Here is a 14,499-nt window from a genome sequence, read left to right on the forward strand (position 1 = left end):
TAACCTTCTTTCCTGGGGACTGTTTTACACCATGTTACCTGCAGCACCTAGCAGCTGGTTAAGGCAACACCACAATGTTGTCGGCGTGAGCCACAATGCCGTCATAGGTCTCCCCCATAGCTAACTGAATTTGGGTGGTGTGGCGGCCAATCATTTGGGCGGTCTCCCCCGCACTATAAGAGCTGAGCGCATGGGCAATAACAGTGCCCTGTTCATCGGTAATCGCGATAGCACCACCGCCCTCGAAGTTACCCTCAACACCGGTGACACCCGCTGCTAGCAGGGAGCGGCGGCGGCGCAGGGCAGCTGCCGCTCCGGCGTCCACCGCGATGGTCCCTTCAATATCTGCCAGGTGCTGTAGCCAGAGACTCTGAACCGTTGAGCGGTCGCCGGTCGAATAAAACCAGGTTCCTACGTCCTCCCCAGCAAAAGCGGCCCGAGCATTCGGTGCGCTGGTTACCAGAGCCGGGATGCCCGAGGACGCTGCCACCTGGGCAGCTTTCACCTTGGTGACCATACCGCCTGAACCAACCCCAGCACTACCCACCGAGCCAATAGCCATACCGGCGAGGTCTTCTTCCCCTCGTACTGAGTTGACCCGCTCTCCTCCGTCGTTGGGGTGGCGGGTGTAGAGAGCGTCCACATCTGAAAGTAGCACCAGCGCATCTGCTTTGACCGTGTGGGCGACCAGGGCAGCAATTCTATCGTTATCGCCAAAGCGAATTTCGCGGGTTGCTACCGCATCGTTTTCATTGATAATCGGCATCACACCCAAATCGAGAAGACGCTCTAGCTGTCGGTGGGCGTTTTGGTAGCGGTCGCGCGCCATCAAATCCTCAGCGGTTAGTAGTACCTGGGATACCGTCACCCCGTACCTGCTGAATATATCGGTATAGCGGCTCATCAAGAGGGACTGCCCCACCGAGGCAGCAGCCTGCTGCGTTGCTAAATCCTTGGGACGCCGGGAAAGACCCAGCGGCGCCAGGCCGGCAGCAATGGCGCCAGAAGATACAAAAACCAGCTCAATACTGGGGTGCTCGCGCTTCTTCTTGGCCAGCACATCAGAAATCGTGGCAATTGCTAGTTCATCGAGTGAATTCTCTATGGAGGTCAGAGACGAAGAGCCCACCTTAACTACGATACGCCTGGCCTTGGGCATATCAGCACGCTCAAGAATGGGGCTACGGCGGTGCTTGCCCCGCCCTTCAGCGCTGGCCTGGAAAGCGGTTTTAATATCCACTGTTTTCTCTTCCTATGCTCTTCCGCAACAACCCTTCGAATATACAACATTGCCGCCTACCGGTATCAACCGATGGGCGGCAATGAGACGCTCAAATCTCGGGATAGATTTTACTCTGTCTCGGTTTCAGCTTTCTTTTCTGCCTTAGCTTTGGACTGACGGCTAGCTTTCATCTCTTCCACTGATTCGGTCCAGATACCGGCAACACGCTCAGCTTCAAGCTCTGCGCGAGCTTCAGCCTTAGCGTCCATACGCTCGTGGAACTCCGCCTTACGCTGAGCACGGGTTGGGCGAATCAGCTCTTCCAGGCGCACATCGGTACCGCGGGGGCTTGAGAGCAACTCGGCACCACCCACCATGGTGGGTTCCCAGTCGAAGACCACAGCGTCAGTCTCTTCGCCGATGACGACGGCATCGCCGGCGATAGCGCCAGCCTTGAAGAGCTGGTCTTCAACGCCCAGGCGGTTAAGGCGGTCCGCCAGGTAGCCCACCGCTTCATCGTTGTTGAAGTCAGTCTGCTTGATCCAGCGTTCGGGCTTTTCACCAATAACGCGGAAGAGCGGCTCAAGGTTACGCTCTTCCTTGCGGATGATGAATTCCTGCTTCTTTTTGGAACGGAAGCCCTTAGGCTTAACCACCACAGTGTCCTCAGCAACAACAGTGTTCTTGCGTGCCTTGCGCTGGGCCTTGCGGTCCTCTTCAACAATCTGAGCCATAGCAAAGGTCAGCTGCTTGAGACCCTCATGGGAAGCCGTTGACACCTCAAAGACCCTGAAGCCGCGTTCTTCAAACATGGGCTTGACGAATTCCGCCAATTCGCGTGCTTCGGGAACATCAATCTTATTCAGCACGATTAGCTGCGGACGCTCGTTAAGGGGCACGGTGACACCGGCGGTGGGGTCTACCTCGTAGTTCTCTAGCTCGCCACGAATCACATCAAAATCAGAGATGGGGTCGCGGTTGGGTTCAAGGGTGGCGCAGTCAATGACGTGCACCAGGGCGCTAGAGCGCTCCACGTGGCGCAAGAAGCGATGGCCCAGACCCTTACCCTCAGATGCGCCCTCAATCAAACCGGGGACATCGGCCACGGTGTAGCGGGTATCGCCTGCCTGAATAACACCCAGGTTAGGGATGAGGGTGGTGAAGGGGTAGTCAGCAATCTTGGGCCGGGCTGCTGAAATAGCCGCAATCAGAGAGGACTTACCGGCGGAAGGGTACCCCACCAGCGCGACATCCGCGATGGATTTGAGCTCAAGCACCACATCGTTTTCATCGCCAGGAATGCCGAGCAGAGCGAAGCCGGGAGCCTTGCGCTTGGTGGATGCCAGGGCAGCGTTACCCTTACCGCCGATCCCGCCCTCAGCAGCTACGTATTCATCACCGATACGCACCAGGTCAGCAAGGACGTTGCCCTGCTTATCCTTCACAACGGTGCCCTGCGGCACCGGCAGAATAAGATCGGGGGCATTGAAGCCGTGAGACATGTCGCCGCGGCCAACATCGCCGTTAGTGGCGTGCTGGTGGGGGCTGTGATGGTATTCCAGCAGGGTGGTAGTCTGCCCGTCTACGCGCAAGATGACGTCGCCGCCCTTACCGCCGTTGCCACCATTGGGACCACCCAGGGGTTTGAACTTTTCACGGCGAACCGACACACAGCCGTGCCCACCGTGCCCACCGGTCACATGAAGCACAACCCGGTCAACAAAATCAGCCACAAAAGCTCCTTAGAGAAATAAATAAGATCTGGTTCCCCATTCTACAGGCAGACACTCACTACGTATCTGTGATGACTGACCGAGCGGGGAATAAAAGGGAGGGCACCCGCGCCTAAACGCGGGTGCCCTCTCAAATGCGTGAGTTTATAAAAACTTACTCAGCTGCTGCAAGGATATTAACAACCTTGCGGCCCTTACGGGTACCAAATTCGACCTGACCTGCTGCAAGAGCGAACAGGGTGTCATCCCCACCGCGGCCTACGTTGTTGCCGGGGTGGAAGTGGGTGCCACGCTGGCGGACGAGGATTTCGCCTGCGTTGACGGTCTGACCGCCGTAGCGCTTAACACCGAGGTACTGGGGGTTTGAGTCACGGCCGTTGCGGGTGGAGCTTGCGCCCTTCTTATGTGCCATTGATGCCTACCTTATGTAGAAGAAATCGGTTGTGATTTAGAACTAGTCTACGGGAACTTACGCGTTGATCGCAGTGATCTTGACGGTGGTAAGTTCGGCACGGAAGCCCTGACGCTTCTTGTAACCGGTCTTGTTCTTGTACTTCTGAATAACGATCTTGGGGCCACGGAGGTCCTCGATTTTTTCAGCGGTAACCTTGGCCGAAGCCAGGGTCTTTGCATCTACGGTGACCTTGTCCCCGTCTACCAGCATGAGAACGGGAAGCTGAATAGTGCTTCCTGCCTCACCAGCGACGCGGTCAAGGGTAACGAGATCTCCGACGGAGACCTTTTCCTGGCGGCCGCCAGCGCGAACAATTGCGTATGCCACTTGGGAACTCACTTCTCTTGACGTCTTTTTTAACAGTGTGTAAAAACAGGTGCCGGGCTCTACCCGAAGGTGGGCGTGTTTCTGACCCGGCGACTAAACGCGGGAATGGTCCCCCATCGTTTGCCGAATAAGTTTTTGAGGCGAACCTATTTTTACGTCGCGGCTGAATACCTTTTTCAAAATATTCCACTGTTCTCACGCTAACGTTTGCTTGTGAAAACAGCACCGACCATCTACTGTACGGGGTTCTTAGCTCTGGGGGCAAGCAATGAGCCTAGTTAATTCCCAGTCAAACGGCGTGTTATCGCTCATACCCTTCCCCATATGTTGGGCACATATTAGAGGGCGGCACCCCGGTTTTCGCCGGAGTGCCGCCCTAGAGCTTTAGCCTATCGAAGAGGGCTTATTTGCCATCGCGCTTGATATCAGCCGCCGACACGCCCACACCCAACATGACCGGTGCATCCTCGGTGGTCGCTGCCTTCTGAGCAACGTCAGTCACCGAAGCGGTCACAGAGCTACCGGTTGCCGCAGCTACTTCTTCAGTGCGCACCTCGGTAGAACCGGCACCCGAGCTCACAGCTCGGCGTGAACGGCGCTTCTTAGGAGCACTGGTAACAACGGGAGCCTGTTCCTGGGCTGCCGGAGTTTCAGCAACTGCAGGAGCCTCAGCCTTCTTGCCCGGGGTTGCTACACCGGTGAGAGCAGGGCTAGTTTCCATTTCAACTGGTGCCACGTACTTAAGGCCTGAACCGGAGGATGCACGGCGGGGGTGGCGCTCACCGCGAGAACCGGAAGAACGCTCATTGCGATCCCCACGGGTAGAGCGATCATTGCGGTGAGAACGATCCTCGCGGCCACCGCGGGAATCTCGCTGTTCGCCGTTCTCATCATCACCGCGGTCGTACTCACGCCCAGCCTTCTGCGAAGCGCGCGCACGAGCTTCGCCGGCACGGATTGCTTCCAGACGGTTGGAGTTCTGGGTGAAACGTGAGTCAGCTTCAGGGTCAACATCTACTGACGCATCTGAGTTAGCACCAAAATCATCCGCAGAAATGTCAGCGCGGTTGCGGGTGCGCTCACGGCGCGGCTTCTTAGCACCGCGCTGACCATCGCCCCGGCGATTACCGCGTGACTCACCGACGGTCTGTTCGTCGTCGCCCTGTTCAAAGACGGCGGCTAGAGATTCGAGGGTGAACGCTCCCTGCTCCCCCGAAGTTTCTTCGGCGGAATCATCGCGGTCAGCAACAGGTAGTTCAATGACCTCATCACCGATGCTGAGGGTCTGTTCACTGTTCTGAGCCTCAACCTGATGTGAGTCAGCGCGGCGGTTGCGCTTGCGGCGCTTACGCTTGCGGGCTGAGCGCGACTCGGCATCATCACCCTCTTCGCTGTGCTGGGTGGCAGCAACGATGTTAGCAAGAGCCGCCCGGCGGGCTTCGCTCTTGGGGTCATCATCACCCTCAACCTCATGTACCACATCGTGGTGAGCAACAGCTTTCTCGTGACGGTAACGCTTACGATCATCGCGGTCAGCACGGTGGATGAAGTCAGAGGCGCCACCGGTACGACCTTCAAGGGGCTGATTCTGCACCAAAAGACCTCGGCCAGCACAATGCTCACAGGGTTCAGAGAAGACCTCAAGCAAACCGGTACCCATACGCTTACGGGTCATCTGCACCAGGCCCAAAGAGGTCACTTCAGCAACCTGATGCTTGGTACGGTCACGGCCCAGGCATTCAACCAGGCGACGCAAAACCAATTCGCGGTTTGATTCCAAGACCATGTCGATGAAGTCAACCACAATGATGCCACCGATATCGCGCAGGCGCAGCTGGCGCACGATTTCTTCAGCAGCTTCTAGGTTGTTCTTGGTGACAGTTTCTTCAAGGTTGCCGCCGCTACCGGTGAACTTGCCGGTGTTGACATCCACTACGGTCATCGCTTCGGTACGGTCAATGACCAGTGAGCCGCCTGAAGGCAGGTAAACCTTGCGGTCTAGGGCCTTCTGCAGCTGCTCTTCAATGCGGTAATGCTCAAAGAGGTCATCGTCCTCCTCCCACTGCTTGAGTCGATCTACCAAGTCAGGAGCCACATAGGTGACGTAGGCTTCAATTGAGTCCCAGGCGTCCTGCCCCTGAACGACCATGGAGGTGAAGTCTTCGTTGAAGACATCGCGCACGGTTTTGATGGTCAGGTCGGGTTCCTGGTAAAGCATCTCGGGGGCAAGAACCTTGCGGCTCTCGCTCTTTTCCTTGATTTCATCCCACTGAACACGCAGTCGGTTGATATCGTTGGTCAGCTCTTCTTCGCTGGCGCCTTCGGCTGCAGTGCGTACGATAACGCCGGCGTCCTCGGGTAGGCGGTCCTTCAGGATGCGCTTGAGACGGGTACGCTCCACATCGGGCAGCTTGCGGGAGATACCGGTCATGGAACCACCGGGTACGTACACCAGGTAGCGCCCAGGCAGGGAGACCTGGCTGGTCAGTCGGGCGCCCTTATGTCCGATGGGGTCTTTAGTGACCTGAACCAGCACAGAATCTCCGGCCTTCAGTGCATTTTCAATCTTGCGGGGTGCACCGTCCAGGCCGGTGGCATCCCAATTAACCTCGCCTGCGTAGAGCACCGCGTTGCGGCCACGGCCAATATCAATAAAGGCAGCTTCCATGGAGGGCAGAACGTTCTGAACCTTACCCAGGTAAACGTTGCCAATCAGCGAATCTTGCTGAGTCTTAGAAACAAAGTGCTCAGCCAGAACACCGTCTTCAAGCACACCAATCTGGATGCGATCATCCTTTTGGCGCACCAGCATCTGGCGGTCAACGGATTCACGGCGCGCCAAAAACTCTGCCTCGGTAATGACCTGGCGGCGGCGGCCGGTAGCGCGGGTTTCGCGGCGGCGCAGACGCTTGGCCTCCAGGCGGGTTGAGCCGCGCACCCCGGTCACCCGGTTAGAGCTGTGAGAATCAGACAGGCGTGGGGCGCGCACCTTAACGACGGTATCTTCAGGGTCATCTTCAGTGCCTCCCTCAAACTCTAGGTCAGCATCGCCGCGGCGGCGACGGCGGCGGCGGTGGGAGGTAATTTCAGGGTCAAGATCTGCCAGACGGCGTTCGCGTCGTGCAGCTTCCTCTGCTGCGCGGCGAGCTTCACGCTCAGCACGCGCCTTTTCAAGAATCTCATCAATGTCAGGAGCATGAAAAAGCAGGGATGAGGTGCTGGCAGCTTTGGTCAGCTGAGCAAGTTCTTCTTCAAGTAGCTCACGCTGGGTCTTCTCAGCTGCGGTCTCCCCGGTGGGGGACTCGAGTACGCCCTCTTCAGCTGAAGCCTCTTCGGTGTTCTTCTTATCTGCCTGAGTTTGGTCCTGCTGAGCCTCATGTGGCTGAGCAGCCTGGGCGGGCTGGTTATGGTCGTTTTCAGGGGCCAAAGCACCCTCTTTATTTTCACTCGTCATGTGCTGCAGTTTCTCCTTTAAATTCGGTGTGCCGCTAGCCGCACCGCGGGCTGGTTCTTATCGTCGGTAATCCCCCCTGACAGTGTAGGAGGTTCACCGAAAACCTTGCTACCCGGTGTTCTCGAGCTTCTGTGCGAGTATTCAGTAGGGGTGTAGGCTTCTGCTCCATACCGAAAATACCGGGCCAGCGCATCTCTCCCGAGCCAACACGTCGCGTGCCAGTCTTGTGCGGGAATCCATCTTCGCCGCAGGTCTCTGCGGCGGTACATGAACTCGTTCGGGGAATACGCTGGGCAGCCCTTCCGCGTGCGGGCGGATAGCTGCCGCTTACCATTCTCTCACAGCAAGGGCCTTTTCACACCAGCACCGCCATCAGGGCGCCCGCAAAGAAACTATTTCAGCATGAAAGTTCTCTGAACTAACATTGTGGGAGCGCACCCACCTGATTCTGTGAACTTGCTAAAGAAAACACAATTTTTAGCGCAGCAGGGCCCCTCGCCAGCTGCTTGCCCGTACTATGGGGTACAAACAATTTCGCAATCCTAAGGACTTTTTGTGTCTTCACTAGAGGCTAATGAAACACTCGAGACAGGCTACACCAACCCAGCAGCTGACCGGAGGCTGGGCTGGTTTATACTGATCAGCGGCATTATTGCCTTCGGCGCAGCCTCCATGCTGGTCTATGAGCGTCTGCAAATTTTTATGGACGCCGGCCATAAGTCTATTTGCGATGTCAACGCCCTGCTCAACTGCGGCACGGTGATGCGCACCGAGCAAGCGGAGCTCTTCGGCTTCCCTAATCCCTTCATCGGTATTGCCGGCTACGCCATCACCATAACTATCGCCACGGCACTGATTTCTGGTGCCCGCTTTAGCCGGTGGTACTGGATTGCCATGAACATTGGCCATGGCCTCGCCCTAGCCTTTGTCTTCTGGCTCTGGTACCAAACGACCTTCCAAATCAATGCTCTTTGCCTTTTCTGCATGATTGTCTGGATGATGCAGATTCCTATCTTCGTGAAGGTAACCGCCCGCAATATCAGCGCCGGTGTCTTCAACCTTCCCCAGTCAGTGCGCGAAGCTGCCCCCAACTGGTCTTGGTTCACCATCGTTCTGCTCTACATCCTGATTTATGGCATCATTGTCATTCGATTCTTCGACATCATCGTCAACATGTTCTAAGAAGAAAAATGGGGCCCTCACCGATCGGTGAGGGCCCCATTTTTATGTCTGATTTTAGGCGAACCAGATAGCAATCTCGCGCTCTGCTGATTCAACTGAGTCAGAACCGTGCACCAAGTTCTTCTGCACCTTCTCGCCCCAGTCACGTCCGAAGTCACCGCGAATGGTGCCTGCCGGAGCCACGGTGGGGTCTGAGGGGCCCATGATAGTGCGGGCACCCTCAATGACGCGCTCGCCTTCGAAGACCGCGGCTACGATAGGACCGGAGGACATGAATTCAAGCAGCGGCTCGTAGAAGGGCTTACCCTCGTGCTCAGCATAGTGAGCTGCCAGGGTTTCACGGGAGGGCTCCATAGAGGAAAGGGCTAAGAGCTTGTACCCCTTGGTTTCAAAGCGAGCCAGGATGGCACCGGTCAGGTTGCGCTCAACCGCATCGGGCTTCACAAGGATAAGGGTGCGTTCGGTCATTAATGTCCCCGTTCTAAGGTTTGGTGGTCTTACCTCACTTTACCGGGCGGTTTGCCTGGTGAGAAGCATTGCTTTATTAGAGGGGATTAGCCTTTTCCCACTCAGCTTGCTCTTTGGCACGTACGGCGTTTTCGGCGTCCAGGCGGGCCCCGCGGGTTACCGCGAACCAGTAGGCGATTGCGAAGGCTGCACCGACGAAAAACATGGAGGGCAGGGCGAAACCAACTAGGAGCAGCAGCACCTGAAGCACGTAGCCAAATGTGTAGCCCCAACCCTTCTTCAAGAAAGCAGGGGTGACGATAAAAGCTACTACTAGCAAGAGCCCCAGCACCCAAATCAAGATTCTGGTGCTGGTAGGTTCGTTGAAGTTGTGCCCAAAAATGGCAAGAGTGGCGAAGAAAGCTACCAGGGCTTCAAGGGAGAGCACCATGGAAGTGAACATGACCTTGATGGAGCGTGCCGGTTTCTTTTGCCCGGGGCGCCATTCGCGCTGGGATCGCGTCATTTTAGCCATGGTTCTCCTAGAGCCCCAGCAGGGTGCGGGCTTCGCCGACGACCGTGATGGAGCCGGTGATGAGCACTGCTGAATTGAGGTTGGGGACGTCCGCCGCGGCCGTTAGAGCGGCAGAAACAGCGTCGGGAATGTTCTCGTAAGTCTCAAGGTCCTCTTCGTCAAAGCCTGCATCAAGTGCTAGCCCCTGCAGGGTTGCCGGTGCAATGGCCCGCGGCGAATCCGAGGCAGTGAGGTGTAGTTTGACCCTGTATTCGGTGGTATCAATATAGCCCTGGCGCAGGACGCTAAAGATTTCGGCGGCGTCCTTTTCACCCAGGATGCCGACCACCAGGTGCAGCTCTTCGAGGGCAAAGGATTCCTTGAAGGCAGCTGCGCTGGCTCGCACCCCGTGCGGGTTATGAGCGGCGTCCACTACCACCACCGGTTCAGTGGCAACTACTTCAAGACGCCCCGGTGAGGTGACACTTCCGAAGGCCTGCTTGACCAGATCTTCTGAAAGTTCCTTCTCACCGCCTCCCAAAAACGCTTCTACGGCAGCGAGCGCAACAGCGGCGTTCTGCCCCTGGTGTTCTCCGAAGAGGGGTAAAGCGATGCCTTCATAGCGTTGCGCTAAGCCCTGGATAGTCAGCAGTTGTCCACCAACGCCGGCGGTGCGTTCGACGGTGCCGAATTCTACGCCTTCGAAGCGGTAGTCAGCGTTGTTGGCCCGGGCTGCTTCGAGCAGAACTTGGGCGGCTTCTGGCTCCTGAACTGCGGAGACCAAGAAGCTACCGGGCTTGATAATGCCAGACTTTTCACCGGCGATTTCTGCCAGGGTCTCCCCCAGCATATCGGTGTGGTCCAGCCCGATGGGGGTGATGACCGAGACGGTAGCATCGGCGACGTTGGTGGCGTCCCAGCTGCCGCCGATACCGACCTCTAGGACGATGACGTCTACCGGCTCATCGGCGAAGATAGCGAAAGCCAGGAGGGTTACAGCTTCGAAGTAGGTGATGCGGGGCTGCTCATCTGCCTCCAGTTCAGAGTCCACGATGGCCAGGTAGGGGGAGATTTCGTCCCAAACCCGAACAAAGGTGGTGTCAGCAACCGGTTCACCGTCGATGCTGATGCGTTCAGTGACCTTGGAGAGGTGGGGGCTGGTGTACCGCCCGGTGCGGATGTCGTGGGCCATGAGCAGGCGCTCAATCATACGAGCGGTGGAGGTTTTTCCGTTGGTGCCGGTGATATGGATAACCGGGGCTGCCTTTTCAGGTGAACCCAGGATTTCAACGGCACGACGCATGGCATCTAAGCGGGGTGCCAACTTATTTTCGGGTGCGCGGGCCAGCAGGTCTGCGTAGACCCTTGCCACACCGAGGGCGTCCGTCTGGTAAGGGAGGGCTTCGGCGGGGGTTTGGTCAAGCACAGAATCAAAATCTAAGTTGTCGTTGGGCATTATGCCTTCTTTACGGTGATGGTCAGCTGGTCTGCTTCGGTGTAGGTCACGCTCTGCGCCAGCGTTTCACCGGTCACCAAAGCCTCATGAGCCTTAACGGCTGCCAGGGTCTCTGCCGGAGCGGCAAGGGTCAGATCGATGCGGTCTGAGACGTTCAGCCCGCTGTCCTTACGTTCCTGCTGGATAGCGCGGATAGCATCGCGAGCGGTGCCCTCAGCAATCAGCTCATTGGTTAGAGCGGTGTTCAGCACCAGGAAGCCTCCACCGGGTAGAACGGAAACAGCACGGTCTGCTGATTCTTCGGTCTCAGCGACGACAGTCTCGAGCTCGTATTCGCCAGGTTCCAGTGCCATCTTGTCGGCACCAACTACTACGGTGCCGTCCTCCAGAACCTGCCAGTCCCCGTTCTTGGAGGCCTTGATGGCGACCTGAACCTGCTTGCCCAGGCGCGGGCCAGCCGCACGAGCGTTGACCTTGAGCTGCTGGGAGATGCCGAAGTCAGCGGGGCTGACCTCCGCGGCGTCCAGCAGTTCAACAGCCTTGATGTTCAGTTCGTCTGCGATGATGCTCTCGAAAGTTCCAGCCAGCTCCTTACCGCCTGCAGCAGCAACGGTCAGGGAGGCTAGGGGCTGACGCACGCGCAGCTTGTTAGCCTTACGCAGCGCTGAGCCGGCAGAGGCCACACCGCGAGTAGTCTCCATCAGAGCAATGAGCTCTGATTCATCCTTGAAGTCATCAACGCTGGGCAGGTCAGTCAGGTGCACCGAACGCTCACCGGTCAGACCGCGGTAGATTTCCTCAGCAGTTAGGGGCAACAAGGGTGCAGCCAGACGCACGAAGGTTTCAAGAGCGGTGTACAGCACGTCAAAAGCCGCGGTGTCTTCATCGAAGAAGCGCTCGCGGGAGCGACGTACATACCAGTTGGTTAGCGCATCGGTGTACTGACGGAGCAGATCGCAGGCAGCTGAGACGTCGTAGGCATCCATGGCCTCGGTGATATCTGCAACCAGCTGGCGGGTCTTGCCCAGGATGAAGCGGTCCATCACGTGCTCAGCATCAGAAACACGCTTTGCCTCGTAGCCGGATCCGCCGTGAGCAGCGTTGGTGTAAAGGGCAAAGAAGTGGTAGACGTTCCACAGGGGCAGCATGACCTGGCGGACGCCCTCACGGATACCCTGTTCGGTGACAATCAGGTTGCCACCGCGCAGGATGGGTGAGGACATCAGGAACCAGCGCATGGCATCTGAACCATCGCGATCCAGCACCTCGGACACATCCGGGTAGTTGCGCAAGGACTTGGACATTTTCTGCCCGTCCGAGCCCAGCACGATGCCGTGGGCAATCACATTTTCAAAGGCGGTGCGGTCAAAGAGGGCGGTGGCCAGGATGTGCATGGTGTAGAACCAGCCGCGGGTCTGGCCGATGTACTCCACGATGAAGTCCGCCGGGTAGTGAGCCTCGAACCATTCCTTGTTTTCAAAGGGGTAGTGGAACTGGGCAAAGGGCATGGAACCTGAGTCAAACCAGACGTCCAGGACGTCCTCAACGCGGCGCATGGTTGATTTGCCGGTGGGGTCGGACGGGTTGGGGCGGGTCAGCTCGTCGATGTAGGGGCGGTGCAGGTCCACCTCGCCGTCCTTGTTCAGGGGCAGGCGACCGAAGTCGGCTTCTAGCTCAGCCAGGGAGCCGTAGACGTCGGTGCGGGGGTAGTTGGGGTCATCTGAAACCCAGACGGGGATAGGTGAGCCCCAGAAGCGATTGCGAGAGATTGACCAGTCGCGGGCGTTATCTACCCACTTACCGAACTGGCCGTGCTTCACGTTCTCAGGGATCCAGTTGATGTCTACGTTGAGCTCGCTCATGCGGCCCTTGAAGTCGGTGACGCGCACGTACCAGGAGGTGATAGCACGATAGACCAGCGGAGTGCGGCAGCGCCAGCAGTGGGGGTAGCTGTGCACGTAGGACTTTTCGCGGATCAAGGTGCCGTCTGCCTGGAGGGCCTTGATGATGGTGCGGTTAGCGTCGAAAATCTGCACACCGGCGATCTCACGTAGAGGTGCGCCCTCAGCCAGGGACTCATCCGCGAAATAGTCCAGGAACTTAGCACCCTCGTCGATGGAAAGAATGACGGGAATGCCATAGCCTTCGCAGACCTTCTGGTCATCTTCACCGTAGGCAGGTGCCTGGTGAACGAGACCGGTACCGTCGGTGGTGGTGACATAGTCAGCGACCACAATCTGCCAGGCTGCACCAGTGCCAAACTTCTCAGCGTCGGTGAAGTAGTCCCACAGGGGAGCATAGCGGACGCCCTCTAGCTGAGAGCCAGTGAAAGTGGCGGTAACAGCCTCGGCTGCTTCTTCAGCGCTTTCGAAGCCCAAGTCCTTGGCGTAGGAGCCCAGAAGGTCGGTGGCAATCAGGAACTTGCGGCCAGCAAAATCACCGGCGGCGGCGACCAGCGAGTACTCAACATCGGGGCCGACAGCCAGAGCCTCATTGGTGGGCAGAGTCCAAGGAGTGGTGGTCCAGGCGAGCGCTTCAGCACCGATTAGCTGGGCTGCGATGTCCTTGTGCTGTGCCAAAGAATTGTCGGCGGTGATGGTAAAGGCTACGGTGACGGAAGGGTCCTGACGGTCCTTATAAACATCATCGTCCATGCGCAGCTCGTGGTTTGAGAGCGGAGTTTCGTCTTTCCAGCAGTAAGGCAACACGCGGAAACCCTCATAGGTCAGGCCCTTATCGTGCAGCTGCTTGAAGGCCCAGATAACCGACTCCATGTACTCTACGTTCAGAGTCTTGTAGTCGTTCTCGAAGTCTACCCAGCGAGCCTGGCGGGTAACGTACTCTTCCCATTCCTTGGTGTACTTGAGCACGGATTCGCGGGCAGCGTCGTTGAAGTTGTCGATGCCCATCTCGATGATTTGCTGCTTATCAGTCATGCCCAGCTGCTTCATGGCTTCTAGCTCAGCGGGCAGACCGTGGGTATCCCATCCGAAGCGGCGCTCTACCTTATGTCCGCGCTGGGTCTGGTAACGGGCGACCAGGTCTTTGACGTAGCCGGTGAGCAGGTGACCGTAGTGGGGCAGGCCATTAGCGAAGGGAGGGCCATCATTGAAAACGAATTCGTTAGCACCGTTCTCACCGGCGTTGCGGTTGTCAATGGAGGCTTGGAAGGTGCCGTCCTTCTTCCAGTAGTCCAGCACAGCTTCTTCGAGGTGCGGGAAGTTGGGTGAAGAAGCAACGCCGAAAGCGTTGGTGGCACTTGCCTTGGGGTAGACAGGCTGGTTAGTCATGGTGCGCCCTGTTCGTTGGATGATTAACAAATCTTCTCGGGTGCAAGGACGCTGCATCAACCTTTACTGCCGAGGCAGTGGGTTGTGTGGCGCGGTACCACCTTGCTTACTGAAGTAACCGTTTCGATACGCCCTCACCGCCAGCGCAGGAGCCAGCAGGTGTAGGGCTGCGCCGGTCATCACACTAGGGTGGTGACCGGCGCAGTACCGAAACGGTTATCAGTCGCTTCATGACAGCTATTTCGGGCCTACCCGTCTGGTTCTACTGGGGTTACATCTATTCCGCGCACTCCCCTCGTCGCAACGAATACGGGGGTATGCAGGTATAACCTGTTCTTCCAGATTGCTCGCCGGTGATAGCCGGGTCTTTGCAACTGTTACCCATTTTAGGGGCAGGGGCTGTAGCTGTCTAACGGGTTT

At 57.5% G+C, this 14,499-nt stretch carries 10 protein-coding genes; 1 reads left to right on the plus strand and 9 read right to left on the minus strand.

What is annotated here, in order from left to right:
* Positions 1 to 58: 58 nt before the first annotated feature.
* The 5 genes from proB to M3668_RS00285 all read right to left on the minus strand — a co-directional run bounded on the left by proB (position 59) and on the right by M3668_RS00285 (position 7,190).
* Positions 59 to 1,159, minus strand: a complete 1,101-nt coding sequence (proB, locus tag M3668_RS00265) for a glutamate 5-kinase (RefSeq protein ID WP_251379673.1) — start codon at positions 1,157 to 1,159, stop codon at positions 59 to 61.
* Between the two features lie 191 nt (positions 1,160 to 1,350).
* Positions 1,351 to 2,955 (minus strand): GTPase ObgE, encoded by a 1,605-nt coding sequence (gene obgE / locus M3668_RS00270; protein ID WP_251378843.1) that lies wholly within the window; start codon positions 2,953 to 2,955, stop codon positions 1,351 to 1,353.
* Between the two features lie 154 nt (positions 2,956 to 3,109).
* Positions 3,110 to 3,367, minus strand: a complete 258-nt coding sequence (rpmA, locus tag M3668_RS00275; protein ID WP_237204060.1) for a 50S ribosomal protein L27 — start codon at positions 3,365 to 3,367, stop codon at positions 3,110 to 3,112.
* 57 nt (positions 3,368 to 3,424) lie between these two features.
* Positions 3,425 to 3,736, minus strand: coding sequence for a 50S ribosomal protein L21 (rplU, locus tag M3668_RS00280; RefSeq protein WP_251378844.1), 312 nt, complete (start codon positions 3,734 to 3,736; stop codon positions 3,425 to 3,427).
* Between the two features lie 403 nt (positions 3,737 to 4,139).
* Entirely contained in the window at positions 4,140 to 7,190 is a 3,051-nt protein-coding gene (locus M3668_RS00285; protein ID WP_251378845.1) for an Rne/Rng family ribonuclease, read from the minus strand.
* A 555-nt stretch (positions 7,191 to 7,745) separates the two neighbouring features.
* Here M3668_RS00285 and M3668_RS00290 point away from each other — a divergent pair.
* Positions 7,746 to 8,372, plus strand: a complete 627-nt coding sequence (locus tag M3668_RS00290) for a vitamin K epoxide reductase family protein (protein ID WP_251378846.1) — start codon at positions 7,746 to 7,748, stop codon at positions 8,370 to 8,372.
* 54 nt (positions 8,373 to 8,426) lie between these two features.
* On the opposite strand, the gene ndk is transcribed toward M3668_RS00290, so the two are convergent.
* The 4 genes from ndk to ileS all read right to left on the minus strand — a co-directional run bounded on the left by ndk (position 8,427) and on the right by ileS (position 14,079).
* A complete protein-coding gene (ndk, locus tag M3668_RS00295) occupies positions 8,427 to 8,840 on the minus strand; it encodes a nucleoside-diphosphate kinase (RefSeq protein WP_251378847.1) in 414 nt (137 codons plus the stop codon).
* A gap of 76 nt (positions 8,841 to 8,916) precedes the next feature.
* Positions 8,917 to 9,354 carry a DUF4233 domain-containing protein gene (locus tag M3668_RS00300; protein WP_251378848.1) on the minus strand — a complete coding sequence of 146 codons (438 nt, stop codon included), beginning with the start codon at positions 9,352 to 9,354 and terminating at the stop codon, positions 8,917 to 8,919.
* Between the two features lie 7 nt (positions 9,355 to 9,361).
* Entirely contained in the window at positions 9,362 to 10,789 is a 1,428-nt protein-coding gene (locus M3668_RS00305; protein ID WP_251378849.1) for a bifunctional folylpolyglutamate synthase/dihydrofolate synthase, read from the minus strand.
* Entirely contained in the window at positions 10,789 to 14,079 is a 3,291-nt protein-coding gene (gene ileS, locus M3668_RS00310) for an isoleucine--tRNA ligase (protein ID WP_251378850.1), read from the minus strand. Before ileS ends, M3668_RS00305 begins: the two co-directional genes overlap by 1 nt.
* Positions 14,080 to 14,499: the final 420 nt, after the last annotated feature.

Origin of the sequence: Rothia sp. P100, from assembly GCF_023712425.1 — a bacterium.
Classification (GTDB): Bacteria; Actinomycetota; Actinomycetes; order Actinomycetales; family Micrococcaceae; genus Rothia; species Rothia endophytica.

Bases quoted from the DNA above. Each gene is read 5' to 3' on its own strand.
- proB (WP_251379673.1), bottom strand. From the start codon at position 1,159: ATGCCCAAGGCCAGGCGTATCGTAGTTAAGGTGGGCTCTTCGTCTCTG.
- rpmA (WP_237204060.1), bottom strand. From the start codon at position 3,367: ATGGCACATAAGAAGGGCGCAAGCTCCACCCGCAACGGCCGTGACTCA.
- M3668_RS00285 (WP_251378845.1), bottom strand. From the start codon at position 7,190: ATGACGAGTGAAAATAAAGAGGGTGCTTTGGCCCCTGAAAACGACCAT.
- ndk (WP_251378847.1), bottom strand. From the start codon at position 8,840: ATGACCGAACGCACCCTTATCCTTGTGAAGCCCGATGCGGTTGAGCGC.
- M3668_RS00300 (WP_251378848.1), bottom strand. From the start codon at position 9,354: ATGGCTAAAATGACGCGATCCCAGCGCGAATGGCGCCCCGGGCAAAAG.
- M3668_RS00305 (WP_251378849.1), bottom strand. From the start codon at position 10,789: ATGCCCAACGACAACTTAGATTTTGATTCTGTGCTTGACCAAACCCCC.
- ileS (WP_251378850.1), bottom strand. From the start codon at position 14,079: ATGACTAACCAGCCTGTCTACCCCAAGGCAAGTGCCACCAACGCTTTC.